The organism is Vibrio sp. 2-1-2a (assembly GCF_032648565.1).
Lineage (GTDB): Bacteria > Pseudomonadota > Gammaproteobacteria > Enterobacterales > Vibrionaceae > Vibrio > Vibrio diabolicus.
In genome coordinates this window covers 584,241-608,830 of record NZ_WBOH01000003.1, presented here as the reverse complement: position 1 = coordinate 608,830, position 24,590 = coordinate 584,241, and the positions used below count along the sequence as shown (strand labels likewise).

The 24,590-nt window shown below is 44.7% G+C and carries 19 protein-coding genes; 11 read left to right on the top strand and 8 right to left on the bottom strand.

Annotation, left to right across the window (positions count from 1 at the left end; genetic code table 11):
* Positions 1–12: 12 nt before the first annotated feature.
* Positions 13–498 (bottom strand): ferredoxin-type protein NapF, encoded by a 486-nt coding sequence (napF, locus tag F7Y48_RS10985; RefSeq protein WP_316683996.1) that lies wholly within the window; start codon positions 496–498, stop codon positions 13–15.
* A gap of 247 nt (positions 499–745) precedes the next feature.
* Between napF and narQ the strand changes: the two genes are divergently transcribed.
* Together narQ and F7Y48_RS10975 are read left to right on the top strand one after the other, a co-directional pair.
* Complete coding sequence (narQ, locus tag F7Y48_RS10980; RefSeq protein WP_012842359.1) at positions 746–2,482, top strand: nitrate/nitrite two-component system sensor histidine kinase NarQ; 1,737 nt, start codon at positions 746–748, stop codon at positions 2,480–2,482.
* A complete protein-coding gene (locus F7Y48_RS10975) occupies positions 2,469–3,101 on the top strand; it encodes a response regulator (protein WP_005398453.1) in 633 nt (210 codons plus the stop codon). The genes narQ and F7Y48_RS10975 overlap by 14 nt, the downstream gene beginning before the upstream one ends.
* A gap of 89 nt (positions 3,102–3,190) precedes the next feature.
* On the opposite strand, the gene F7Y48_RS10970 is transcribed toward F7Y48_RS10975, so the two are convergent.
* On the bottom strand, positions 3,191–3,364 hold the full coding sequence (locus F7Y48_RS10970; RefSeq protein ID WP_005373524.1) for a hypothetical protein: 174 nt from the start codon (positions 3,362–3,364) through the stop codon (positions 3,191–3,193).
* A 261-nt stretch (positions 3,365–3,625) separates the two neighbouring features.
* Between F7Y48_RS10970 and F7Y48_RS10965 the strand changes: the two genes are divergently transcribed.
* On the top strand, positions 3,626–4,489 hold the full coding sequence (locus F7Y48_RS10965; RefSeq protein ID WP_316683991.1) for a DUF6279 family lipoprotein: 864 nt from the start codon (positions 3,626–3,628) through the stop codon (positions 4,487–4,489).
* Between the two features lie 170 nt (positions 4,490–4,659).
* Entirely contained in the window at positions 4,660–5,889 is a 1,230-nt protein-coding gene (gene pepT / locus F7Y48_RS10960; protein WP_316683989.1) for a peptidase T, read from the top strand.
* Between the two features lie 87 nt (positions 5,890–5,976).
* Here pepT and F7Y48_RS10955 read toward each other — a convergent pair whose 3' ends face one another.
* Positions 5,977–6,441 (bottom strand): dCMP deaminase family protein, encoded by a 465-nt coding sequence (locus F7Y48_RS10955; protein WP_005373515.1) that lies wholly within the window; start codon positions 6,439–6,441, stop codon positions 5,977–5,979.
* Between the two features lie 416 nt (positions 6,442–6,857).
* Between F7Y48_RS10955 and vmeY the strand changes: the two genes are divergently transcribed.
* Positions 6,858–7,985 (top strand): multidrug efflux RND transporter periplasmic adaptor subunit VmeY, encoded by a 1,128-nt coding sequence (vmeY, locus tag F7Y48_RS10950; protein WP_005396140.1) that lies wholly within the window; start codon positions 6,858–6,860, stop codon positions 7,983–7,985.
* An 8-nt stretch (positions 7,986–7,993) separates the two neighbouring features.
* The gene (gene vmeZ / locus F7Y48_RS10945) at positions 7,994–11,146 is read left to right on the top strand and encodes a multidrug efflux RND transporter permease subunit VmeZ (RefSeq protein WP_046875892.1); all 3,153 of its coding nucleotides are present in this window, start codon (positions 7,994–7,996) and stop codon (positions 11,144–11,146) included.
* Positions 11,147–11,237: 91 nt separating this feature from the next.
* Here the strand turns inward: vmeZ and F7Y48_RS10940 are convergent, their stop codons facing one another.
* Together F7Y48_RS10940 and arfB are read right to left on the bottom strand one after the other, a co-directional pair.
* Positions 11,238–13,007 (bottom strand): methyl-accepting chemotaxis protein, encoded by a 1,770-nt coding sequence (locus F7Y48_RS10940; RefSeq protein ID WP_316683974.1) that lies wholly within the window; start codon positions 13,005–13,007, stop codon positions 11,238–11,240.
* A 101-nt stretch (positions 13,008–13,108) separates the two neighbouring features.
* Positions 13,109–13,522, bottom strand: a complete 414-nt coding sequence (gene arfB / locus F7Y48_RS10935; RefSeq protein ID WP_005396137.1) for an alternative ribosome rescue aminoacyl-tRNA hydrolase ArfB — start codon at positions 13,520–13,522, stop codon at positions 13,109–13,111.
* Positions 13,523–13,598: 76 nt separating this feature from the next.
* Here arfB and F7Y48_RS10930 point away from each other — a divergent pair, with 76 nt between their 5' ends.
* A complete protein-coding gene (locus tag F7Y48_RS10930; protein WP_031780520.1) occupies positions 13,599–14,201 on the top strand; it encodes a beta-phosphoglucomutase family hydrolase in 603 nt (200 codons plus the stop codon).
* Positions 14,202–14,288: 87 nt separating this feature from the next.
* Here the strand turns inward: F7Y48_RS10930 and F7Y48_RS10925 are convergent, their stop codons facing one another.
* Positions 14,289–15,281 carry an OmpA family protein gene (locus F7Y48_RS10925; protein ID WP_005396135.1) on the bottom strand — a complete coding sequence of 331 codons (993 nt, stop codon included), beginning with the start codon at positions 15,279–15,281 and terminating at the stop codon, positions 14,289–14,291.
* A gap of 461 nt (positions 15,282–15,742) precedes the next feature.
* Here F7Y48_RS10925 and aroG point away from each other — a divergent pair, with 461 nt between their 5' ends.
* The 3 genes from aroG (at position 15,743) to F7Y48_RS10910 (ending at position 19,884) form a co-directional block, all read left to right on the top strand.
* Positions 15,743–16,795: a 3-deoxy-7-phosphoheptulonate synthase AroG gene (aroG, locus tag F7Y48_RS10920; protein WP_005396134.1), complete on the top strand. Its 1,053-nt coding sequence runs from the start codon at positions 15,743–15,745 to the stop codon at positions 16,793–16,795.
* Positions 16,796–16,937: 142 nt separating this feature from the next.
* The gene (locus F7Y48_RS10915; protein ID WP_046875894.1) at positions 16,938–18,110 is read left to right on the top strand and encodes an MFS transporter; all 1,173 of its coding nucleotides are present in this window, start codon (positions 16,938–16,940) and stop codon (positions 18,108–18,110) included.
* A gap of 211 nt (positions 18,111–18,321) precedes the next feature.
* Positions 18,322–19,884: a PAS domain-containing methyl-accepting chemotaxis protein gene (locus tag F7Y48_RS10910; protein WP_316683967.1), complete on the top strand. Its 1,563-nt coding sequence runs from the start codon at positions 18,322–18,324 to the stop codon at positions 19,882–19,884.
* A gap of 141 nt (positions 19,885–20,025) precedes the next feature.
* Here the strand turns inward: F7Y48_RS10910 and tkt are convergent, their stop codons facing one another.
* Both tkt and tal read right to left on the bottom strand, forming a co-directional pair.
* A complete protein-coding gene (gene tkt / locus F7Y48_RS10905) occupies positions 20,026–22,017 on the bottom strand; it encodes a transketolase (RefSeq protein WP_006741137.1) in 1,992 nt (663 codons plus the stop codon).
* A 123-nt stretch (positions 22,018–22,140) separates the two neighbouring features.
* Positions 22,141–23,091 (bottom strand): transaldolase, encoded by a 951-nt coding sequence (gene tal, locus F7Y48_RS10900; RefSeq protein WP_005396118.1) that lies wholly within the window; start codon positions 23,089–23,091, stop codon positions 22,141–22,143.
* Positions 23,092–23,557: 466 nt separating this feature from the next.
* On the opposite strand from tal, the gene F7Y48_RS10895 reads away from it, so the two are divergent.
* Positions 23,558–24,559: a sugar-binding transcriptional regulator gene (locus F7Y48_RS10895; protein ID WP_005396112.1), complete on the top strand. Its 1,002-nt coding sequence runs from the start codon at positions 23,558–23,560 to the stop codon at positions 24,557–24,559.
* The last annotated feature ends 31 nt before the right edge of the window (positions 24,560–24,590 follow it).

Sequence of the window (24,590 nt, the reverse complement as noted above, 5' to 3'; positions counted from 1 at the left end):
ACGACATACGGCTTAGGCTGTTATATTGCTCACATTGATGGATGAAGTCGGGCACACTGAAACACAGGCGCCGCAGCCGTTACACTCATCAAGGTCTAAATTGGGTTGTGCTACTTTCCCCAGCTCTAATTTGAACTGAATTGCCATTGGGTCGCACATATCCCCACAGCTTCGGCATTCGACATTTTGTTTTGCTAAGCAGCTATCGTTGATGCTTGCTTTCGCTTGCCAAGGTTGCTCTGTTTTTGGCAAGAAAAGGGGCTCAGGACAGGCGTTTGCACATTGATAGCAAAATGTGCATTCATCGATGGAAAAATCGACCGAGGGGAATCCGCCATCACTTTTGGTTATAATCTTTGTTTCACAGGCCTCAATGCATTTACCGCAGCGAGTGCAATCGTCCGTAAACTGTTCTGGCTTGGTTAACCAAGGCAAACGTACGGCGTTGTCGGGGTGCGCTTTTCTTGCAAAGAGTCTTCTTCTGGAAAGGTCTACCACTTAGTCACCTCGAAACTTGGAACCCAAACTAAGCATAGTCCACAATTTTCATTAATAAACTGTCATTTAAACTAACGAAATTGTAGTTTTTGACATATTTGTATAAATACCTCTTAGGAGGTAAATGGGATGCAATATTGTTTTGGATCAATAAATTCCGTCGCAGGTGATCACATATTGATAAAGTTGAAAGGTAATGGGTTCATTGCACGTACAAATAGGGTTGTTAATGGGCGAGGAACTCAGATTGTTTAAAAATGTGAAAAAGTCAGTGACGCGCACGATTGCGTCCGCGATGCTTCTTATTTTGCTGCTTTCAGTTGCTACGACTGGTTTTGCAATTTTTACGTTAGCGTCAAGCTTGAATGATGCAGAAGCCGTCAATGTTGCTGGCTCGATGCGAATGCAAAGCTACCGTCTGGCGAATGATATTCAGGTTAAATCTGTTGACTATTCTTCACATATTGACGCATTTGAACATTCGATATACTCACCTTCCATGAAAGCACTCCAGCATTGGTCAGTGCCAGAAGACATTACTCATGATTACTACCGTCTTATTATGAGATGGCATGAGCTCAAGTCGGTGTTGAGAGGAGACAACCCGGCGGAGTACCAACTCCTAGTGGCTGGTTTTGTAAAGCAGATCGATGAGTTTGTATTTAAGCTGCAAAGCTTTTCGGAGCAAAAGCTGATTAACTTAGCTTGGATTGGCGGGTTAGGGTTAGGCGGTATCCTTTGTGTCAGTATGTTTGTTGTCCATTTTGTGCGCCTCGAAGTTGTACGGCCTTTGCGTGCTTTAGTTTTTGCTAGCGAGCAAATTAAGAATCGCTCATTTAATATATCGCTTGATGTATCCAGCGATAATGAAATGGGGATCCTGACTCGAACCTTTAATCGGATGGCGACGGACCTTGGTAAGTTATACCGAGGGCTAGAACAAGCGGTTGATGAAAAAACGCGTAAATTACAGCATGCGAATCAGTCTTTAGAAGTATTGTATGACTCGTCGAAAGAGTTAACGGCTTCGCGTATTAATCAGGATAACTTCCAAGCCATATTACAACATATTGCAAGTCTTGAAGGCATTAAAGCGGTCAAACTTGAAATAGAGCAATTGGGAGAACCGAGTTGGATATTGATGGAAGGGGAAGAGTGCTGCCACGACTGTGATGAAGATTGCCACAGTAAGGCTCTAACGTTGGACGGTGAGCACTTAGGCTATTTGTATTGGAAGGCCGGGTTACCTTGTCCGAATGAGGCACTGATTGACAACTTTGTGCAGATTTTATCGCGTGCCGTGTATTACAATCGAGCCCAACGCCAAGCAGAACAAATCCTACTGATGGAAGAGCGAGCCACCATTGCTCGGGAACTGCATGATTCATTAGCTCAAGCACTCTCTTATTTAAAAATTCAGGTCGCTTTATTAAAGAGAAGCGTAAAGAATTTGCCTGATGAAAAAGCGATAGCTCAGGCGAATCAAGTCATTGCCGAGTTGGATACGGGCTTATCTGCTGCTTATACCCAACTACGCGAATTACTGACGACGTTTCGTCTTACGATTAAAGAGGGCAGTTTTGGCCAAGCATTGCAAGATATGGTCGAAACGCTCAACGAACAAACCGTCGCTGACATTACGTTAAAAAATAGACTTTCTTCAACTGAACTGGATGCACACCAGCAGGTTCATTTACTACAGTTGATAAGAGAAGCGGCAATTAATGCCATCAAGCATGCGCAAGCAGATAATATTCACATTCAATGTCTTGATAATGATGGAAAAGTCACAGTAACCGTTACCGATGATGGAATAGGCTTTGAACATCAAGACGAAAAATTAAATCATTACGGTATGAGTATCATGCAAGAGCGAGCCGCTAGGCTGCATGCCGATCTTCACATTGAAGCATCGATCAACAAAGGTTGTACCGTAAAACTAGAATTCCAACATAGTAAGGAAGTAAACAGTGACAGTGTGTAAAGTAATGCTGGTGGATGATCATCCACTCATGCGACGAGGTATTCACCAACTTTTAAGCTTTGAGCCTGAGTTTGAAGTCGTTGCAGAAGCAAGTAATGGCGCAGATGCGGTAGCGAAAGCGCATGAGCTGGAACTGGATCTTGTACTTCTTGATCTCAATATGAAAGGCATGTCAGGCCTCGATACCTTACAAGCGCTACGTGCTGATGGTTGTGAAGCTCGAATTGTTATCTTAACTGTATCAGATAGCCCAGCTGACATAGAAGCAATAGTTAGAAGTGGCGCAGATGGCTATTTGTTGAAAGATACCGAGCCTGATGAGTTGGTTGAGTTGCTAAAACAAGCGCATCAAGGCGACAAAGCATACAGCCAAGAAGTTTCTAAGTACTTGAGTGAGCGTTCAGGACAAGAGGACGTTTTTGATACGCTGACGGATCGCGAAACGCAGATCTTAAGAGAGGTGGCAAGAGGTTTCCGCAACAAGCAGATTGCCGATCGTCTTTTTATTTCTGAATCCACGGTTAAAGTGCATATGAAGAGTTTACTTAAAAAGCTTCAAGTTCCTTCTCGTACTGCGGCAACCGTTCTTTATCTTGAGCGCTTTGGCGACATCAAATAATACAGTTGAAGAACAATCCCAAACCACCAATGGAATCAATCGTTTAGCGTAATTTTAATAATAAAAAAACCGCCTTTAAGGCGGTTTTTTTATTTGTCTGGGCGAATAGAGTACAAGTCACTGTTGTGCTTACCGCACTCTAAATAGTACTGATAAGCCACTTTTTTGCTTTCAGCAATGACTCTCATGCAGTGCATTTTCCCCTGTTCAAAATATCGAATCTCATATTCTACACTGGTATCAAGTTGCTCAGCGGCTGCCATACTTCGCCTCCATAAACCATCCAAAAAACATCCATGCAAATTATATGCCGTTATAGGGAGCGTCGTTCGGTGTGTTTTTTAGCCGATAATTGCGCTCTAACTCACTTTTTTGCGGATAGTTGTGATCAAAAAGTTAATTTCAAACTCTATATATTATTAAGGTGGCAATCAATATTTGTCACACTGGTGTAAGTTTGCCGCAATATTAAGTGATACAAGTTGAGTATAGAACTTAATCAATAGAAAAGGGAATACGAATAAGTGACTAAATTACAGGGTGTATCTAATAAGGTGCTTGGTTATGGCCTTCTATTTTGTTTCGTATTTCTTCTTGCCGGATGTACGAAGAAGTTTCTATACAGCAATATCGATTGGTTCGTTATCGATTACATAGAGGATTATGTTTCTCTGCAAGGTGAACAAGAAGTCTTGGTCGAAGAACGCTTATTATTGTTAGCAGAATGGCATAAGAAAGAAGAGTTACCGTTATATATCGATCATTTAAAAGAGCTTGAGAGATTAAAAGCGAGCGATATCACCCTAAATTATTTGCAGGAAAATCGAGATAGAATGCGAGCGCATTACGATAGAGTGGTAAGCAAAGCGGCACCAGACCTTTTTGCTTTGAGTTTACAGTTAACGAAAGATCAAGAACGGGAATTTCTGAGTAATGTACAAGAGCATTATCAAGAGCGAAACGCAAAATATGCGGATAAAACGGAAGATGAAATACGTGAAATTATTCTAGATAACACAGAAGAATGGATGGAAGAGTGGTTGGGAAGCCTATCAGAAAGTCAGCGCCAATTAGCTCAAACGTTTTCTCAGCAAGTCACTCTTAACAGTCCTTTATGGAGAGGTTATCGAGCAACGATATATCAAGAGCTCGAATATCTGTTCGACAACAAGTCCAATGCTGTCACTTATCAGGATATATTTATGCGCCTGTTGTTCGAGCCAGAGAGCTATTACAGTGAGCAGCTTTCTAAAAATATTGATTCTAACTTTGTGCTGGTCGATCAACTGACATTAGATATTTCTCAATCTATGACCGATAAACAATGGCGTCATTTTCGCGATAAGGTAAAAGAGTGGCGAGTACTAGCTGAGGAATTATTAGATTAGATTCATGCTTCAATTGACGAGGGGATGTGCATTAGCCTTTCTTATGAAAAAATGATTCAAAGCAAATTCTTATTGAGCTAAGAGCGTAACATAGCTTGAGGTTTGATGAGGTAAGGTCAGCTTACTGATGGTTGATAAAGCCTCATCGTATAAAAACAATGAGAATAAATATGAAACATTTAGTTGAAAGATTTCTTCGCTACGTCACGTTCGATACCCAATCAAATCCACATGTTACGCTTTGCCCAAGCTCGCCTGGTCAGCTTGTGTTTGCTGAGTTGCTTAAGAAAGAGATGATCGAACTTGGCTTAAGTGATGTGACATTAGATAAAAATGGCTACTTGATGGCTAGACTGCCAGCTAACGTTGATTATGAGGTGCCGCCTATCGGCTTTATTGCCCATATGGATACCGCGCCTGACGCCTCAGGAAAAAACGTAAAACCGCAATTTATTGAAGATTATCAAGGTGGCGATATTGCGCTAGGGTTGGGGGATGAAGTGTTATCTCCGGTGCTATACCCAGATTTACATCATCTACATGGCCATAACCTTATCACTACCGATGGCACTACATTACTTGGCGCGGATAACAAAGCTGGTATTGCTGAGATTCTCTCTGCGGTCGCGCTGTTACTAGAAAATCCAGACATTCCACACGGCGACATTCGTATCGGCTTCACACCAGATGAAGAGATTGGCCGGGGCGCAGATTTATTTGATGTTGAAAAGTTTGGCGCGAAATGGGCATACACTATTGATGGTGGCCCGCAAGGTGAACTGGAATTCGAAAATTTTAATGCGGCAAACGCCGATGTGATTTTTCATGGTGTCAGCGTTCACCCTGGTACTGCAAAAGGTAAAATGGTTAATGCGATGAACTTGGCTGCGAAATTTCAGGTTCAAATGCCTCAAGATCAAACTCCCGAAACAACAGAAGGCTACGAAGGGTTCTTCCATTTAAAATCGGCAGAAATGGGCGTGGCGCGAAGCGAACTTGGTTACATTATCCGAGACTTTGATCGTCAGGGCCTTGAAGAGCGAAAAGCCTTTATGCAGAAACTCGTTGATGACATGAACGCGGGCTTACGTCATGGTTCTGTAGAACTGAAAATAACAGACAGCTATTACAATATGAGAGAAATGGTTGAGCCTTACCCGCATATCATTGAGTTAGCGAAGCAAGCGATGGAAGCGTGTGATGTTGAACCGATTATAAAACCTATTCGTGGTGGTACAGATGGCGCACGTTTATCTTTTATGGGGTTGCCGTGCCCGAATATCTTCACTGGTGGTTTTAACTTCCATGGGATTCATGAGTTTATTTCGGTTGAAATGATGGAGAAGTCAGTGCTTGTCATCGTCAAAATTGCTGAACTCACCGCGAAAAAACACGGCTAACAGACCAGGTCGAGCGGTTCTTCTCGATTGAATGGGGAAAAATAGCCCAGAGTCATCTGGGCTATTTTTAAATTCAAAAACGAAACATTAACGTACGTCTTTGTCTTCAATTTCAATGTCTTCTAGTGGTAGCCAGTCGACTTTCACACCCGCTTGATCGAACATGTCTTGGCTGACTTGGATTTTATCTCCCCAGCGAGATAAAAAGTCTTCAGACTGCTCAGGGCAGTGTACGTGTGAGATCCCTGTTTGAATGATCTTTGCCGCGCAGTTAGGACATGGAAAATGCGTCACCCAAATATCACATCCGTCTAAATCACGTTTTGAGAACAAAATTGCGTTCTCTTCTGCATGCAGTGTTTTTAGATATTTCAACTCGCGTTCATCGGTATCGACACTGTCAGAAACACCGTGCGGGTAGCCATTAAATCCAACAGATACAATGCGATTCTGTTTAGTGATAACTGCACCGACTTGTGTTGATGGGTCCTTACTCCAAGACGCCACTAGTTCTGCCATCTGGTAAAAGCGTTTTGCCCATTTAGAAATCATAGTCATCCTCTCTGTCGAAGGCGTTGAATTAATTGAATGATAACCCATTTATATTAAAAAAATAGTCAAAATCGGGGTCTTGAGTATGAAGGCGTCATTTTTTGTCTTTTTAACCATAAAACGTTCTTATCTTGAGCACCGAATCTCACTTCCGTCTTTATACGATATCTTAATTCGCGTTTCCTAGCGCCTCTAAATGCACGATGCCTGAGAGTGTATACCAAATAGTTATGATTGAGCTGTTTGTATATTGTTCATTAAATATCACTGTTAACTAAATTACTTTATTTTCTTTTTGTTTCTCATATTTACATTTAGAAACATTTTGGGGGCTTTTGAGTGAAGTTTTCAGTAGCAGCAAGGAGTAAGGTTGATGGGAATTCAACAATATCCTGTTCTATAAAGACGGTAAATACATGCAAAAGAAACCACTTGTCGCACTAATGGCGGCTACAGCAATCCTCGCTGGATGCGGGGAAGCTAATAATGCCCAAAGGGAAGGCCAAGCGCCTCTCGTAGTGACTCAGGATGTCACGGTTATCGACTACCAACCGAGCAAGTCTTATATCGGTCGCATTGAAGCAGTAGAAGATACCAATATTACCGCGCAGATTTCTGGCTATTTAAAAGCTCGTCACTTTGAAGAGGGGCAAATGGTAGAAAAAGGGCAGCTTCTTTATTCTATCGAGCCATCTTCTTTTGAAGCACAAGTCGCGAGCGCTAAAGCGGCACTTGCACAAGCAAAAGCCGCGCTAAAAAAAGCGGAACTAGACCACACCCGAGGTAAAAACTTGTTGCCTCGCGGTAGTATCTCTCAATCTGAGTTTGACGCCTTAACTGCGGCACTTCTTGGTGCGAAAGCCGAGCTAGAAGCAGCAAATGCTCAGCTTAAGCTTGCTGAAGTTAACCTTTCTTATACTCAAATCCGAGCTCCGTTCAGCGGTCGCATTAGCGATACCAAAGTGAGTACTGGTGATCTTGTTTCCCCTTCATCTGGCGTGCTGACGACATTGGTGAGCTTAGACCCAGTGCATACTTCATTTAGTGTGAGTGAGCGCGAGCGTTTAGCCATGGGTATGGATCAAGTCAAAGGCGACGGCTCAGCAGAATCAAACAGAGTTGAAGTTCAGCTTGAGCTGGAAAATGGTCAGTTTTTTGAGCATCTCGGTAAGCTCGATTTCTTAGGTAATCGTATTGATACCAAAACTGGTACGATTGCAATGCGTGCGCTAGTGCCAAACCCAGAGCAGAAGTTACTTCCGGGTCAGCACATCAAAGTGAACTTGAGAGATAAGAACACAAAAGACGTTATTGTTATCCCACGACGTGCCGTACAGACTGACTTAGAAGGTGACTTTGTGATGGTGATGGCTGAGGGAAGTGTGGCTGAGCGTCGTAACGTCGAGCTTGGACCTCAGGTTGAACAAGGCATTATCATTCGAGAAGGCCTCGAACAGGAAGATACGGTTATTACACAGGGCCTACAGCGTGTGCGTAATGGTGTAGAAGTGCGCATTCAAACACCTGCTGAAGATAAGCAGTAGGGGGCACTATGTTAAGTCGTTTCTTTATTCAGAGACCTAAATTCGCGCTGGTTATTTCGATCATATTAACGCTAGCAGGCGCGATCTCACTGGCGATTTTGCCAGTGGCGGAGTACCCACAGATAAGTCCGCCATCAGTCAGCGTTTCGGCATACTACACCGGTGCGAGTGCGGAAGTTGTCGAGCAGGCCATTGCGGACCCCATAGAGACGTCGGTCAATGGCGTTGAGGACATGATCTACATGTCTTCAAAGAGCGCGAACGATGGCTCATACAGCCTAAATGTCACGTTCGATGTCGGAACCGATCCAGACATGGCGCAAGTAAACGTGCAAAACCGTGTGTCACAGATCGAGTCAAAACTGCCTCAAGAAGTGCGCATGGTTGGTGTGACGGTGAAAAAACGCTCACCTGACTTGCTGATGGTCCTTAACTTCTATTCGCCTGATGGCAAATACGACGATCAGTTCTTGATTAACTACATTAACTTGAATGTAAAAGATCAGCTCGCTCGTGCGAAAGGCATCAGTGAAGTTAACGTGATTGGTGGTGGCGAATACGCAATGCGTGTTTGGTTAGATCCGGAAAAAATGGCCAACCTTAAGCTAACCACGTCAGACGTATACGCCGCTTTGGCTGAACAGAACGTTCAAGTTGCGGCAGGGCGTGTTGGTGCAGCACCATACAACAATCCGCAAGAAGTTCAGTTTAACCTTGTGACCAAAGGTCGCTTGGAAAGCGTGAGTGAGTTTGAGAACGTTGTCCTTCGAGCTAATCCCAATGGATCTACGGTTTATCTGAAAGATGTTGCTCGCGTTGAACTAGGCAAAAAGTTCTACGATGGTAACGGTAAATTCCGTGGTCAGGACGCGTCAATTGTTGCATTGTCTCTTCAATCAGATGCGAACGCGTTAGAAAGTGGTCAGGCCGTCATGGAGCTGCTTGAGGACTTGAGTAAAAACTTCCCTGAGGGCATGGCGTACGAGACCAGCTACGATACAACCGTGTTCGTATCTGAATCGATCAAAGGGGTAGTAAAAACACTGATTGAAGCGATTCTATTGGTGATTGCTGTAACTTACTTGTTCTTGGGTAGTGCGCGCGCAACTTTGATTCCTGTTGTTGCGATCCCCGTTTCTCTGATTGGTACGTTTGCCATCATGCAGGCGACGGGCTTCACCATCAATACGGTCACTTTGTTTGGTTTGATCCTCGCGATTGGTATCGTGGTGGACGATGCGATTCTGGTTATCGAAAACGTCGATACCACCATGGCGAAAGACCCAACCATTTCACCGCGTAAAGCGACATTGCTAGCGATGAAAGAAGTAACGGGCCCAATCATCACGTCGACCTTGGTTCTACTTGCGGTATTCATACCAGTCGCGATGCTGCCGGGTATCACTGGTATCATGTATCGCCAGTTCGCTTTGACCATCTGTATTTCGGTTGTGATCTCATCCATTAACGCATTGACGCTGTCTCCAGCACTTTGTTCTTTGGTATTGAAGCAGGGTGGGGGCAACACCGCTAACTGGTTCCAGGCTTTCAACCGAGGCTTAGAGCGTATCACAACGCGTTATGGTCAGGTCGCTGGTTTCTTGGTGAAGAAATCTTTGCTGCTCGTGACGTTCTTTATAGTCGCTATCGCGGCGGTCACTTTCTTTGCGAAAACCACCTCAACAGCGTTTGTTCCTCAAGAAGATAAAGGCATTTTGCTGGTTAACGTTCAGCTACCAGATTCAGCTTCTTTATCTCGTACTGAAGAAGTCACCAATGATTTAATGAACATGATTGGTGAAGAACCTGGTGTTGATGGCGTGACGGTTGCGAACGGTTACTCGTTTATGACAGGCGCAGCAGCATCAAACGGTGCATCTGTGTTTATCAAACTGCATGACTGGGATACTCGTAACTCGTTGCAAGGGGAGCACTCTGCCAATGCCATCGCGGCGCGTATTAACGGTCGTGCTGCAACAGAGTTGCCTCAAGCGGTTGTGTTTGCGATGGGGCCACCGGCGGTCCCTGGTATGGGCGCTGCGTCTGGTTTTGAGTTTGTGCTTGAAGATACGCTAGGGCGAAGCCGTACCGATTTGTCGATGGTCATGGGAGAAATGATCCAAGCGGCCAACCAAGCCCCTGAAATTGCCTACACGTTTAGTACGTTCCGCGCGAATGTCCCGCACTACTACGTTGATATCGACCGTGAGAAAGCACAGCAGTTGGGTATTTCACTGTCGTCTATTTTCCAAACCTTGCAAGGCAACTTAGGTTCGCTTTATGTGAATGACTTCACCATGTTTGGTAAGAACTTCCGCGTAACCATGCAAGCTGATAGCCAGCACCGTAGCAGCATGGAAGATCTAGAGCGTTTCCATGTTCGTTCTTCGAACGGCGATATGGTTCCGCTAAGTACGCTAGTGAGCTACGAGCAAGTGTTCGAGCCTGATGTGGCATGGCGTTACAACATGTACCGCAGTGCTATCATTCAAGGCCAACCAGCTCCGGGCTACTCTAGTGGTGATGCGATTGCCGCAATGGAACGCGTTGCTGCAGAGGTTCTTCCGCAGGGCTACACGTACGAATGGACAGGTATGGCTTACCAGGAAGTACTTGCGGGTAACCAAGCCATTTATGCGTTTGCACTGGCTTTGATCTTCATTTACTTGTTCATGGTGGCACAATATGAGAGCTGGAGTATTCCATTAGCCATAATTTTGGTGGTGCCAGTAGCAACGTTAGGCTCCTTCTTGGCGTTGAATCTGACTGGGACACCGCTTAACTTGTATGCGCAAATTGGCCTTGTCTTGCTCATAGCCTTGGCGGCGAAAAACGCAATTTTGATTGTGGAGTTCGCCAAGCAAGAACGTGAAGAAAAAGATGCTGATATCGATAGTGCAGCGGTTAAAGGAGGCACGTTACGTTTCCGCGCTGTGAATATGACATCTTGGTCGTTTATCCTGGGTATCTTCCCGCTGATCTTCGCCGCAGGTGCAGGGCACGTGAGCCAAAACTCGCTCGGCGTGTCGCTGATTGGTGGTCTATTGTGTGTGCTTCTAGCAGGTACATTCTTGATCCCAGGCTTCTACGCTCTGGTGCAAAGACAGCGTGAGAAAGTTCATGGCGGCAACACCAAGCTGGTTCCTCTTGATGATGAGTAATCACACCCGCAGTGCACAGTAGAGCACGAAGTTAAAGTCGAAAAAAAGCCCGAAGCAATGATTGCCTCGGGCTTTTTATTTGTAGGGAAGGTTATTTTAGCGCGGTTTTAAATTGTGCAACGGCTTCGTCCATATCATGAGCTTGAGCAGAAACAGAGTTCACTTCGTGCAAGCATTCCTGAGCAGATTGCATGTTGTTTTCAGATATCGCGTTAAGCTCGGTGATTGAGCCACTAACTTGGTTCATCACGATACCTTGCTCTTCAATCGCTGAAGCAATGCGCTCCGAATTGCCCTGAATTGCATGCATGTCAGTGATGATCTGTTGCAGGCTAGAATCCAGTTTTTCAGAGGCATTAAGCGTTTGTTGTCCTTGATCGTTACATTGATCAATATCCGCCACGACCGTCGACATTTGAGCTTGAATATCAACAACAACTCGTGTGATTTCCTCGGTAGATTGATGAGTTCGGCTAGCTAGGGCACGTACTTCATCGGCAACAACGGCGAAGCCACGACCTTGCTCGCCTGCTCGCGCGGCTTCAATTGCTGCATTGAGAGCCAGTAAGTTAGTTTGTTCCGCAATTTCTTGGATGATGTTCACCGCACCACCAATTTTATCTACATGCTGGTTCAACGAGCCAATCGACTGCTGACTGTTCGATAAAATACTGGTCAATTGACCAATGTTGGTTACAGTAGTTTCAACAACACTTCGGCCTTGTTCGGCATTATTCGCGGCTTGATGCACACCCTCTACCGCAACCGACGTGCTTTCCGATATTTCGCCTATCGTTGCCACCATTTGCTGAACCGCAGTAGCCATCGATGCAGTGTGGTCCGTTTGAGTATGGAACTGCTCCATAACCCCTTCTAGCTCACGATGCATATTATCGGTACTGGCCGTTAACTGCGCCGATTTTTCTTGGGTGCCACTAATTAACTGCTCAAGCTTATCCAACAGATCATTCAGGTGGTGGCTGATATCAAATAGCTCATCTTTGCCTTTCAAGTCAGAGCGCAGTCCCATGTTGTTTGTTTCGCTAATGCTTCGAATGGTACCAAGCAAGCTGTTTACTCGTGTATTGATTGAGTGAGAGATCTGCCAAATCAATGCGAAAATAACACCTAAGATCAGGGCAGTAATGACTTGCTTGATGGTCGACATTTGTTCATCACGCTTTGCAGCAGCAGAGCTAAGGGCTGTCGAAAAGGTTTCAAATTGCTCTTCTACGGCATGAGATAATGCACGAGTTTCACCAAGTAGGCCTTGGTCGTAAGCGACCCCTACAACTTGTTTTTGTGCCGCTACTAGCTTACCTGTTTTGATGAGCTCCGGAGCATATAGCCCAACAAGCAAATCACTATTGAATTGACCTGATTTGACTGCAGAGTCAAAACGAACCAACGCCAGCAATTGCTGGTGGTCGGAGCGTTGCTTGGCTTCTAACAGTGCTTGCTCGTAACCAGAAAGAAGGCCACTCTTTGCATCAAGTCCGTAGCGTTGGTAAGCACTGACCAGATTCTGAAAGCCCTTTTGGTATGCAAGAAGGTCTTGTTTGAATCGTTGACTGGAAGGTAATTCATTGCTCGTGAGTATGCTCGCAAGCTCTTTTTCGGTATTTAGAAACTTATCAACATTCGCATCAAATTTGTTTAAGTATTTGTCATTACTACGCAGTAAGAAATCTTTCTCGTTTCTGCGTAAGTTGAGTAAACGTATTTCTAGATCGCCAACGAGTTTGATGGCGTGGTTAAGTTCATTGCTCTTATTGGCGAAATGGGATGACGTACCCAAAAGGGCCACGATGCCTAAAATGGCGATAACTCCGAGGAAGTAGAGTTTTTGCCTAATAGTCATATTGTTGTTTCCTGAATAAGTAACTAAAAAGAGAAATCCAATGAGATTTCCCAAGGGCTAGCAAACGTTGTTCAACTAACATGTCGAGAAAACGACATGCATTAATACAGCACTTTCTTACGTTGCTGCTTTTTCGCTCCATGCTTGTTCTTGGTATCAAGTCTTCGGCGTTGAGAAGCGCGGGTTGGTTTCGTTTTAATACGCTTCTTCTCCTGTAAGGCGGCAGCTTTAATTAAAGCTTGAAGCCGATTCAGGGCGTCTTCCTTATTTTGTTCTTGCGTGCGAAATTGTTGCGCTTTGATGATGATCACGCCATCTTTAGTTATACGACTGTCAGAAAGAGCAAGTAATCGTTCTTTGTAGAAGTCAGGTAAGCTGGAATGTCGGATATCAAAGCGTAAATGTATAGCGGACGCTACCTTGTTAACGTTCTGGCCACCATTTCCTTGAGCTCTAATTGGGGATAATTGAATTTCCCACTCTTGAATTGTGACGGAGTTCGAAATTTTGAGCATGATAAGTAAATGCCGGTAAGGACGATTGAAAGAGCTGATAAATTAACATCACAGATGTACAAATAGAAGAAAAGACATGAGCACGATTGATTTTAGGCCCTATGAGGGATTCATATTTGATATGGATGGTACTTTAATAGATACCATGCCAGCCCATTTGGCTGCTTGGCAAGCAACCGCAGATCGCTTTGATTTTCCGTTTTGTCAGGAGTGGTTTCACAGTTTAGGGGGCATGCCGAGCTTTAAAATTGTTGAGGAGCTAAACCGTGTGCATGAGCTTTCATTAGATCCTAAAACCGTCGCTACATTTAAAATGGAAACGTTCGCTGCTATGGAGCTGCACGGGGACGTTATTCCGTGCACTAATATCGTGTTAGAAGAATATTTAGGCCACAAGAAAATAGCGGTCGGAACTGGCAGTCAACGAGAAAGTGCCATGCGCCTATTGAGCCACTCCGGTTTATTGGACAAGTTGGATGTTGTGGTAACAGCAAGTGATGTAGAGAACCATAAGCCTTTTCCGGATACCTTTTTGGTGGCGGCCGAGCATCTTGGGTTGGAAGCGTCACAATGTCTTGTATTCGAGGATACCGAGCTAGGTAAACGAGCGGCGCATGCAGCGGGTATGGATTGCGTTATGGTGCAAGATAACGAGTTAATCTTTTTTCCAAAACCATAGTAAAAAGAGCGATAAAGAGAGATCAAAATGGGGTGCAAATGCACCCCATTAACTTTTACAACATCATAGATAAAGTATCATAAATGTTTATTCAGGTTGAACTAGCTCTTGGTATTCAAACGAAGGAACCACAACCTCTACGCGACGGTTTTTCTCACGACCTTCACGAGTGCTGTTGTCAGCAACTGGGTTTTCTTCACCCATGCCTTTCACAGTTAAACGATCTGAGTCAATGCCTGCAGCAGTTAGGTAATCCGCAACAGATTGAGCACGACGCTCAGACAGTTTTTGGTTGTAAGTCGCAGGACCAGAGCTATCCGTGTAGCCAGTGATCTCTACTTGAGCTTGAGGGTATTCGTTCAAGAATGATACGAAGTTGTCTAGACGCTCCGAAACAGAGTCTGTTAGCTTAGCACTGTCGAATTCAAACGTACCTGTACCGTACTCTTCTTTGTGCACTTTGCTCATCATCACTGGTTCTGGATCTGGCTCAACCACTTCTTCTGTTACAACTGCCGCAACCACTGGCGCAGCCGCAAATTTGTAGTTAAAGCCGATACCGAAGAAGTTAGCGTCCATGTCGTCCCATACGTCATCAGACAGGTCTTGATAGCGTTGATATTCTGCGCGTACGCTCCAGTTTCTGTCGATAGTGTATTCAGCACCTAGCGAGCCAGTTGGAACGAAATCTTTTTCGTCATCAGACATCATGTAAGCACCACCGATCTTAGCGAATAAGTTCCAAGATTCGTTTAAGTGCCAGTTGAATTTAGGTGCGAGAGTTAAAGCCGTTAAATTGCCGTCGATCGTATTAACTGTATTAGCCCCTGACTTAAAGTTAGCTTTGTAATCGCCTAAGAAGTCGACACCATACTCTAGCCCGATGATATCGGTGAAGTCATAACCGATATGTAGTCCAGCACCAAAAGCTTCATCATCACAAGGGCTATTTAGATAGCAAGCATCGTCAAGTGTAGTCATGCCTACTTTGCCCCCGATATACATTTCAGCTTGAGCAGAGTTTAAAAGCGCGCTACTACCAGCTACCACTGCTGCTACTGCAATTGCTACTTTGTTCATAATGTTTCCTTGTATTGATTGCATATTAACTTCTACTTCGTTTTATCAAAAAATTAGAAAAAACCAGCGTTTATAAGAAATTAGTTTAATATTCTAATCATTTCATATCAAGCAACAATATCTTTGAACTTGATCAACATTTACTAACCAATAACACCTCACAAACTTCTGATATTTCTTACATTGTAGTAAAGATTTTTGGGGTCATAAGAAAATTGATGATTATTTTGAACTTTTTTTCGTAAACTTTACTTTACATCGTGCGCGGTGGTTAACAGGTGGTTTTTATTTGCATTTATTTGCAAAAACTGATTGCAAGTCTACGCCTAAGCCGATAAGTTACTTAAACGCTAGACAGAAAATGACCAGAGCCCTTGATGCTGCTCGCTTTGTGAACAATGTTGCAATGAGTTCAGTTGGCAAAAAATTGGGTCGGAAATAAAAACCAGGAAGTAGAAGTAATGTTTCAAACTGATGATGTAAGAATAAATAGAGTAAAAGAGTTATTGCCACCTGTAGCAGTATTAGAGAAGTTCCCAGCGACTGAAACCGCTTCTTCGACCACTTTTGATTGCCGTAATGCCATTCACAATATTCTTGAAGGAAAAGATGACCGATTACTTGTAATTGTTGGCCCGTGTTCCATTCACGATCCTGCTGCTGCGGTTGAATATGGTAAAAAGCTAAAAGTATTACGTGATGAACTTGGTGAACAACTAGAAGTTGTGATGCGAGTTTATTTTGAGAAACCGCGTACAACGGTAGGATGGAAAGGTCTGATCAACGACCCTTACCTAAATGATACCTACAAGCTGAATGATGGTCTGCGTATTGGACGTAAGCTTCTTCTTGATCTTACCGATATGGGCTTGCCGACCGCGAGTGAGTTCTTAGATATGATCACGCCCCAGTACGTGGCGGATCTGATCAGTTGGGGTGCTATCGGTGCTCGTACGACAGAATCTCAGGTTCACCGTGAGCTTGCTTCTGGTCTTTCTTGCCCTGTTGGGTTTAAAAATGGTACAGACGGGAACATTAAGATCGCGAGCGACGCGATTCGTTCTGCAAGTGCTTCTCACCACTTCTTATCAGTAACAAAATACGGTCATTCTGCGATCGTAGAAACCGCTGGCAATCCTGATTGCCATATCATTCTCCGTGGTGGTAAAGAGCCAAACTACAGTGCAGCGCATGTTGCTCAAATTAAAGACGAGTTAGACGGCGCAGGGCTACCGAAAAAAGTGATGATTGATTTTAGCCACGCTAACAGCTCGAAGCAGTTCAAACGTCAAATGTTGGTGTCTGATGACGTATCAGAGCAAATAGCTGGTGGCGAAGAAGCAATTTTTGGTGTGATGATTGAGTCTCATTTAGTTGAAGGTCGCCAAGACTTAGTGGATGGTAAAGCGGCCACTTATGGTCAGTCGATTACCGATGCATGTATCGGTTGGGAAGATACGGAAACCGTACTTCGTCAGCTTTCTGATGCAGTAAAAGCGCGCCGTAACAAATAAGCTCAACAGAAAGAACTTTTTTTAAAGAGCCAGAGGCATTGTGCCTCTGGCTCTTTTTATTGAGAATTACTCGCATCTCTTTCTATTGTTTCTGCTTTCCTATATGTTATCTGTATGCGCTGTAACCAAAAGGAATTTGGAATTGAATCGTAATGTATGGCTATTATCCCTTTGCCAAGCCCTATTAATGACAGGGAATATTTTACTCATATCTGTTATTGCCCTTATTGGCAAAACACTTGCGCCGTCATCAAGTTTTATTACGTTGCCCGTTGCGCTGCAATTTTTAGGACTGATGGCTGCGACGATCCCAGCATCACTGATTATGGGCAAGTTAGGACGTCGCCTTGGGTTTAGTCTCGGTAATGTTATTGGCATTTTGGGTGCCAGCCTAGCGACGTATGCGTTAAGTCAACAGAACTTCTATCTATTCTGTGTTTCTACCTTTTTGCTCGGTGTTGGTATTGGCTTCGGTACGCTATACAGATTTGCTGCTATTGAAGTGTGTGAAGAGTCGGCAAGACACAGGGCGATTTCGATATCTATGGCGGGAGGGGTACTAGCGGCGATACTTGGCCCTAATTTGGCGGTGTATTCACAGCAATGGTCAGATGATGGTTTGTACATTAGTGCTTTTGCCGTGCTTATTGGACTTTATATAACTGCGTTGATCGTGCTGCAAACGATTCGTTTTCCACCAGCACACACGCAAGTTCTACATACTAAAGCGGATAAAGTGGGGCATATTATCCGTCGACCTAATTTCATGCTAGCGGTTATCGCCGCAATGGTTGCGTATGCGGTGATGAACATTTTAATGACAGCAACGCCTCTGGCGATGATTGGTTGTGGCTTTGATTTTGACAAAGCGGCAGGAGTGATCGAATGGCATGTGCTGGGCATGTTTGCACCGGCGTTTGTCACGGGACGCTTGATAGAGCGGTTTGGCGCGAAGAATATGATTTTAGCCGGTGGATTGCTATTTGTTGCTTGTATTGGAATTAACATACACGGAGTGTCCATTTGGCACTTTAGTCTTGCTTTAGTTCTGTTAGGCGTTGGTTGGAACTTTATGTTTATCGCGGCAACTGGGTTATTTAGTCAAAGCTATGAAGCGAAAAACAGGAGCAAGGCTCAGGCATTTAATGAATTCTTCGTGTTCAGTTGTGTCACTATCACTGCATTACTATCTGGCTGGCTTGAATCCACCGTAGGTTGGCAAAACCTTAATTTGTACGTTCTTCCTTTTGTGTTACTCGTCATCGTGATGTTTGCTTTGAAAACGAACAAAGAAACGGAATCCCAAACTGCTTGATTAAATCTTCTATACATGGCCCGGCATAACGTGTCGGGTTTTGTTTATTAGCTCAACTCTACAACTTCTTCTTTATGTTTTTATTGATAATGTGAATTCCCACACTAAAAATGTCGAATTGATAAGACTTTTTGTCTAACTTTTTGTAATAAAAATAAAAATCCTGTATATATCTTGCCGAAAATCAATAAAAACTACAGAAGTTTCGTCTATGTCAGTCAATATTTCTCATAAAGCTCAAGAAACTCTCGTGAGGGAGTCTGAGGAACTCGTCTCAACAACTAACCTACAAGGTGTTATTACGTATTGTAACGAAGCCTTTTGCCGTGTTGCTGAGTACACTCACGAAGAACTCGTCGGCCAGAACCACAATATCGTTCGCCACAATGACATGCCTAAAGCCGCTTTCGGCGATATGTGGGCACGTCTTAAGCAAGGCAAAGCCTGGCGCGGCATGGTTAAGAATGCCACTAAGTCGGGTGGTTACTATTGGGTTGATGCCTATGTCACCCCTATTTATGAAAATAACCACGTTGTTGGTTATCAATCTGTGCGCGTGAAGCCAAAGCGAGAGTGGGTTGATATAGCCACGAAAGCCTACAAGAGTATGCGCGCCGCCGAGAAATCAGGTCGTACTTGGTCGTTGAAACTCAATGAAAACATTCGCTATGCGATTCTACTAGGCGCATTGACCGCACCTGCAGCCGCATATGCATTGTCTATTGAAGGTCCATTAGCTTGGCTTTCAAGTGCACTACCTGCGAGTGTTCTAGCGTTGTTATTCCGCCAAGAATTAATTGATACGCCTCAACAACTGAAAAAGTTACAAAAGCAATACGACAGCGTGAGTCGCTTGATCTATTCCGGTAATACGGCATTTTCGATTGTCGATTTCCATATCAAAATGCTATCCGCAAGAATTCGAACCGTGTTAGGAAGAATGACAGACTCCGCATTGCCTTTGCAGCATTGTGCTGAAGAGTTGAGCCAAACCACAGCAGAAGTTTCGGCTGCATTAAATCAGCAAAACACCGATATTCATCGCGTACGTGATGCGACTCAAGAGGTGGAGTCTTCGGCGAATTCAGTCTCTTCTAGCACCAATGATGCCCATATGCTAATTGATGATACATTGAAGTCATGCTTGATGACGAAGGAGACCATCGATCAAACGCACACCAATCTAGCGCAATTAAGCCTTCAAGCTGAAAAAGCGACGGAAACGACGTATCAACTGAGTGATCAGGCGCAGAAAGTGAATCATTTGATGGAAGAGATTGGTGGGATCGCAGAACAAACCAATTTACTGGCACTTAACGCGGCAATTGAAGCGGCGAGGGCGGGTGAGCAAGGTCGTGGTTTTGCTGTTGTTGCCGATGAGGTGCGCGCGCTCTCTGGTCGCACATCCAATGCAACTGAACAAATCCAAGCGTCTATCTCTGCTATGTTGGCGACGATACAAAGTTGGCAAAAAGACATTCTGGCAAACAAAGAGCAAACGGATACATGTTCTCAGGTTGCAGAGCAAAGCGCGCTTCGTTTGTCTGAGGTCGAACAGATGATGCAAAGCATGAGTGGGTTGATGGTCGATGTGGCGGAAGCGGCGAATAATCAGCTGAAGCTCTCCAGCGATGTAAATCAGCATATTCACTCTATTGCTTCTACGGCAGAGCAAAACTTGGCAGCAACGCACTCCGTAGAGCAAAACAGCCGTCAGTTGAAAGAGCAAGTACAAGATTTCTATCAGCTCGCGCTTCGATTTGAAGACAAATAGCCGTAACGAAAGTCGTTGTGTTCACTTTCTGGCTGTGTTTATACAAATAGGGGCCAGATAAAAGAAAGCCCCGCCATTGCTGGCGGGGCTTTTCAGTTTTCACATTCGCAATAGAGAAAACTGATTATCTTTTTACTGCAATTACGCTAGTAGTTCTTTTGCTGTATTTACTACGTTTTCCGTAGTGAAACCGAACATTTTGAACAGTTCACCAGCAGGTGCAGATTCACCGAATGAAGTCATACCGATGATGCGACCGTCGAAGCCTACGTACTTGTACCAGAAGTCAGCGATACCTGCTTCGATAGCGATACGAGCTGTTACGTCTGATGGTAGAACGGCTTCACGGTAAGCGGCGTCTTGCTTGTCAAATGCATCTGTTGATGGCATTGAAACAACGCGTACTTTCTTACCTTCAGCAGTTAGCTGTGCTGCTGCTTCTACTGCTAGTTCAACTTCAGAACCTGTTGCGATAAGGATTAGCTCTGGCTTGCCTTCGCAATCTTTCAGGATGTAACCACCTTTCGCGATGTTTGCTAATTGCTCCGTATCACGCTCTTGTTGCGCTAGGTTCTGACGAGAGAAGATAAGCGCAGTTGGTGCATCTTTACGTTCAATCGCTAGTTTCCAAGCCACTGCTGATTCAACTTGGTCACATGGACGCCATGTGCTCATGTTTGGCGTTAGACGTAGCGATGCCATTTGTTCAACCGGTTGGTGAGTTGGGCCATCTTCGCCAAGACCGATAGAATCGTGCGTGTACACTTGGATGTTCTGAATCTTCATCAGAGCCGCCATACGCATTGCGTTACGTGCGTACTCCATGAACATTAGGAATGTCGCGCCGTAAGGAACGAAACCACCGTGTAGCGCAATACCGTTCATGATCGCCGTCATACCGAATTCACGTACACCGTAGTGGATGTAGTTACCAGAGAAGTCACTTGCTTCTAGAGACTTAGAACCAGACCACATGGTTAGGTTAGACGGCGCTAGGTCAGCAGAGCCGCCCATGAACTCAGGTAGTAGAGTACCAAATGCTTCTAGAGCATTTTGAGATGCTTTACGTGATGCAATGTTTGCTGGGTTTGCTTGAAGATCGGCAATGATTTGGCTTGCTTTCTCTTCCCACTGTGCAGGAAGCTCACCGTTTACGCGGCGTTTAAATTCAGCTGCCAGCTCAGGGTACGCTGCTTCATAAGCTGCAAATTTCTCGTTCCACGCTGCTTCCTTAGCTGCGCCTGTTTCTTTCGCTGACCATTCTGCGTAGACTTCTTGCGGAATTTCAAAAGGACCGTGCTCCCAACCTAGTTCTTTGCGTGTTGCTGCGATTTCTTCTGCACCTAGTGGCGCACCGTGACAGTCGTGTGAACCAGATTTGTTTGGTGAACCAAAACCGATGATTGTCTTAGTACAGATAAGTGTAGGACGTGGATCCGCTTTCGCCGCTTCGATTGCTGCGTTGATCGCTTCAGAATCGTGACCATCTACTGCCGGGATTACGTGCCAGCCGTACGCTTCAAAACGCTTAGGCGTGTCGTCAGAGAACCAACCTTCAACGTGACCGTCGATAGAAATGCCGTTGTCATCCCAGAATGCGATCAGTTTGCCTAGACCTAGTGTACCAGCTAGAGAACATGCCTCGTGCGAGATACCTTCCATTAGACAGCCGTCGCCCATGAACACGTAAGTGAAATGGTCAACGATGTCGTGGCCTTCTTTGTTGAACTGTGCTGCTAGCGCTTTCTCAGCTAGAGCCATACCAACCGCATTAGTGATGCCTTGACCTAGAGGACCCGTTGTTGTCTCGATACCTGGCGCGTAGCCGTACTCTGGGTGACCTGGAGTCTTAGAGTGAAGCTGACGGAAGTTTTTCAGATCATCGATAGATAGCTCGTAACCGCTCAAGTGCAGTAGAGAGTAAATTAGCATTGAGCCGTGACCGTTAGACAGTACGAAACGGTCGCGGTCTGCCCACTCAGGGTTTGATGGGTTGTGGTTTAGGTGAGAGCGCCAAAGAACTTCAGCGATATCAGCCATGCCCATAGGTGCACCTGGGTGACCAGAGTTAGCTTGTTGAACACCATCCATGCTTAGTGCACGGATTGCATTTGCTAGGTATTTACGATCCATAGTGATTACTTCTCGATAAGGGTTTAAATAGAGGGAACTCGTCGAAACAAGTTCAAATAGAAAATCTTGAATAAGCGCTGATGGTAAAAGCGAGTAGACGGGCTACTCGCTTTTGGTAAGCAATTAAAGCTTAGCTTCGATCATCGCTTCTAGTTTACCTTGGTCAACGGCAAAGTTGCGGATGCCTTCAGCCAGTTTCTCAACCGCCATTGGGTCTTGATTGTGTTCCCATAGGAACTCAGAGTGAGTCATTGGTGCAGGACGCTCAGCTGCGCCTTTAGAATCAACTAGCTTCTCAACCACTTCACCTTCTGCAGCTTCTAATTCTGCAAGTAGAGCAGGAGCGATAGTTAGACGGTCACAGCCAGCTAGTTCTAGGATCTCACCGATGTTACGGAAGCTTGCGCCCATTACGACAGTTTTGTAGCCGTACTCTTTGTAGTAGTTGTAGATCTTAGTTACAGACAGTACGCCTGGATCTTCTGAAGCTTCGAAGTCACGGCCTTCTTTCGCTTTGTACCAGTCCATAATACGGCCAACGAATGGAGAGATTAGGAATACGCCAGCTTCTGCACAAGCACGCGCTTGAGCGAATGAGAATAGAAGCGTTAGGTTACAGTTGATGCCTTCTTTCTCTAGGATTTCTGCTGCGCGGATACCTTCCCAAGTAGACGCTAGTTTGATAAGGATGCGGTCGTTAGTGATGCCTGCATCGTTGTACATTTTTACTAGTTGACGTGCTTTCGCTACGCTGCCTTCCATATCGTAAGATAGGCGTGCGTCAACTTCTGTAGAGATACGACCTGGAATAGTTTTTAGGATTTCTTTACCGATGTTTACTGCAAGCATGTCACAAGTGTCTTGAACTTGTTGAGCTTTGTCGTTGCTCTGTGCTTTAGCATATTCGATTGAAGCATCGATTAGAGGTGCGTACTCTGCGATTTGAGCGGCTTTCAGGATAAGAGAAGGGTTAGTTGTTGCGTCTTCTGGTTGATACTTTTTGATTGCATCAATTTCGCCAGTGTCTGCTACTACAGTCGTTAGTTTACGAAGTTGCTCTAACTTGTTGCTCATAATCGATCATCCTATTTAAATGGGCTTAAGCGTGATTTTTGTTATCACAGCTTGTGCATTTGCAAGCGAGTTAGCTAATCGTCTCATCGCATTTAATGAGACATCTGCTCAGCCAACTACGGAAAATTTCGTTACCGAACAAATGCCATGAACATTTGATCGATAGCTGAGTAAATGATGTGTCCATATTTATCCTATCTATGCTGAAAGTCAATTGCTGAAATCGACTTATAGTGAACTTCATCAACGTTTTTTTACTGTGTGTTTAGTGGTTAACCCAAATAAACGTTTGCCCTTATTGTTCAAAGCTTGAGCGTTGTACGCTAGGGTAAAAAATTGTAGTGAGAAAATGTTATTGCGATGAGCAAATGTAGCGTTTAAATTGATAAAGAACATATGCTAAGTCAATGAGCATATGCTCACTTATTGCATACAATATCGATCCTCTTAAAGGGCGAGAGAAACCATGAGCAGTTCTAACCAAGATATTTCCATTGAAAACACGGATTTGTTGACAGAGATTTCCGTCGCGTATTATCAAGACGGTGCGACTCAGGAAGAGATATCGAGAAAATTTGCCATATCACGCGCAAAGGTCGGGCGAATGCTCAAGCAGGCGCGTGATGAAGGCATCGTTGAAATCACCGTTAAATACCACCCGGTGTTTAGCGCCAAGATTGAGCAACGTTTGATCGAGCGATTCGGCGTTAAGCGTGCGCTTGTCGCTCTTGATCAGCCAAATGAAGAGGCACAGCGACTACAGGTGTCGGGATTGGTGTCCAATTATCTCACCAGCACGCTTAAAAACGGCATGGTGGTGACCGTTGGACAAGGGCGCAACGTGTCGTCCGTCGCTCACCATATTGGTGTTATTACGCCGCGTGACTGTAAATTTGTATGTGGTATCGGCGGTATTCACCCACGTGGTGGTATGTATAACGCCGACCACATTTGTCGTCAGTTAGCGAAAAAGTACGGTGGAACGTCCGAAACTCTCTATGCGCCGGCTTATGCAGAGAACAGAGAACAGAAGTTGGCTTTCATGCAAAATGCAACCGTGAAACAAACGCTCGACCTAGCACGTAAAGCCGATGTTGCTTTGGTCGGTATTGGTGACATGAGCGAAAACAGCTACATGGTGGACTTAGGTTGGTTTACGCCTGATGAAGTGGTTCAGTCGAGACTTCAACAAGGCGTGGTCGGGGACTTTGCAGGTTATGATTTCTTTGATATTCACGGTAATGTTGCCAACACCGTAATGAGTGACCGAGTGATTGGCCTTGGTATTGAAGAGTTTCGCCCAATATCGGAAGTCATCGCGATTGCAGCGGAGAACAGCAAGCCGCTCGCCTTACTTGGAGCATTAAGAACCGGAGCGATAGACGTGATCGCCACGAGCGTCAGCAACGCATTAACGGTACTCAACTTAGATGAGCAAATGCACGGCAACGCGGCATCTGAGAGTTAGCACAAATAATATGCAACTTATGTAATCAGGC

What these genes read in the sequence shown, in the direction of transcription:
- vmeZ (WP_046875892.1), top strand. Translation starts at nt 7,994, where the DNA reads ATGTTAAGTCGTTTCTTTATTCAGAGACCTAAATTCGCGCTGGTTATT.
- F7Y48_RS10940 (WP_316683974.1), bottom strand. Translation starts at nt 13,007, where the DNA reads ATGACTATTAGGCAAAAACTCTACTTCCTCGGAGTTATCGCCATTTTA.
- F7Y48_RS10925 (WP_005396135.1), bottom strand. Translation starts at nt 15,281, where the DNA reads ATGAACAAAGTAGCAATTGCAGTAGCAGCAGTGGTAGCTGGTAGTAGC.
- F7Y48_RS10930 (WP_031780520.1), top strand. Translation starts at nt 13,599, where the DNA reads ATGAGCACGATTGATTTTAGGCCCTATGAGGGATTCATATTTGATATG.
- pepT (WP_316683989.1), top strand. Translation starts at nt 4,660, where the DNA reads ATGAAACATTTAGTTGAAAGATTTCTTCGCTACGTCACGTTCGATACC.
- aroG (WP_005396134.1), top strand. Translation starts at nt 15,743, where the DNA reads ATGTTTCAAACTGATGATGTAAGAATAAATAGAGTAAAAGAGTTATTG.
- F7Y48_RS10895 (WP_005396112.1), top strand. Translation starts at nt 23,558, where the DNA reads ATGAGCAGTTCTAACCAAGATATTTCCATTGAAAACACGGATTTGTTG.
- vmeY (WP_005396140.1), top strand. Translation starts at nt 6,858, where the DNA reads ATGCAAAAGAAACCACTTGTCGCACTAATGGCGGCTACAGCAATCCTC.
- F7Y48_RS10910 (WP_316683967.1), top strand. Translation starts at nt 18,322, where the DNA reads ATGTCAGTCAATATTTCTCATAAAGCTCAAGAAACTCTCGTGAGGGAG.
- F7Y48_RS10955 (WP_005373515.1), bottom strand. Translation starts at nt 6,441, where the DNA reads ATGATTTCTAAATGGGCAAAACGCTTTTACCAGATGGCAGAACTAGTG.
- F7Y48_RS10970 (WP_005373524.1), bottom strand. Translation starts at nt 3,364, where the DNA reads ATGGCAGCCGCTGAGCAACTTGATACCAGTGTAGAATATGAGATTCGA.
- tkt (WP_006741137.1), bottom strand. Translation starts at nt 22,017, where the DNA reads ATGGATCGTAAATACCTAGCAAATGCAATCCGTGCACTAAGCATGGAT.
- arfB (WP_005396137.1), bottom strand. Translation starts at nt 13,522, where the DNA reads ATGCTCAAAATTTCGAACTCCGTCACAATTCAAGAGTGGGAAATTCAA.
- tal (WP_005396118.1), bottom strand. Translation starts at nt 23,091, where the DNA reads ATGAGCAACAAGTTAGAGCAACTTCGTAAACTAACGACTGTAGTAGCA.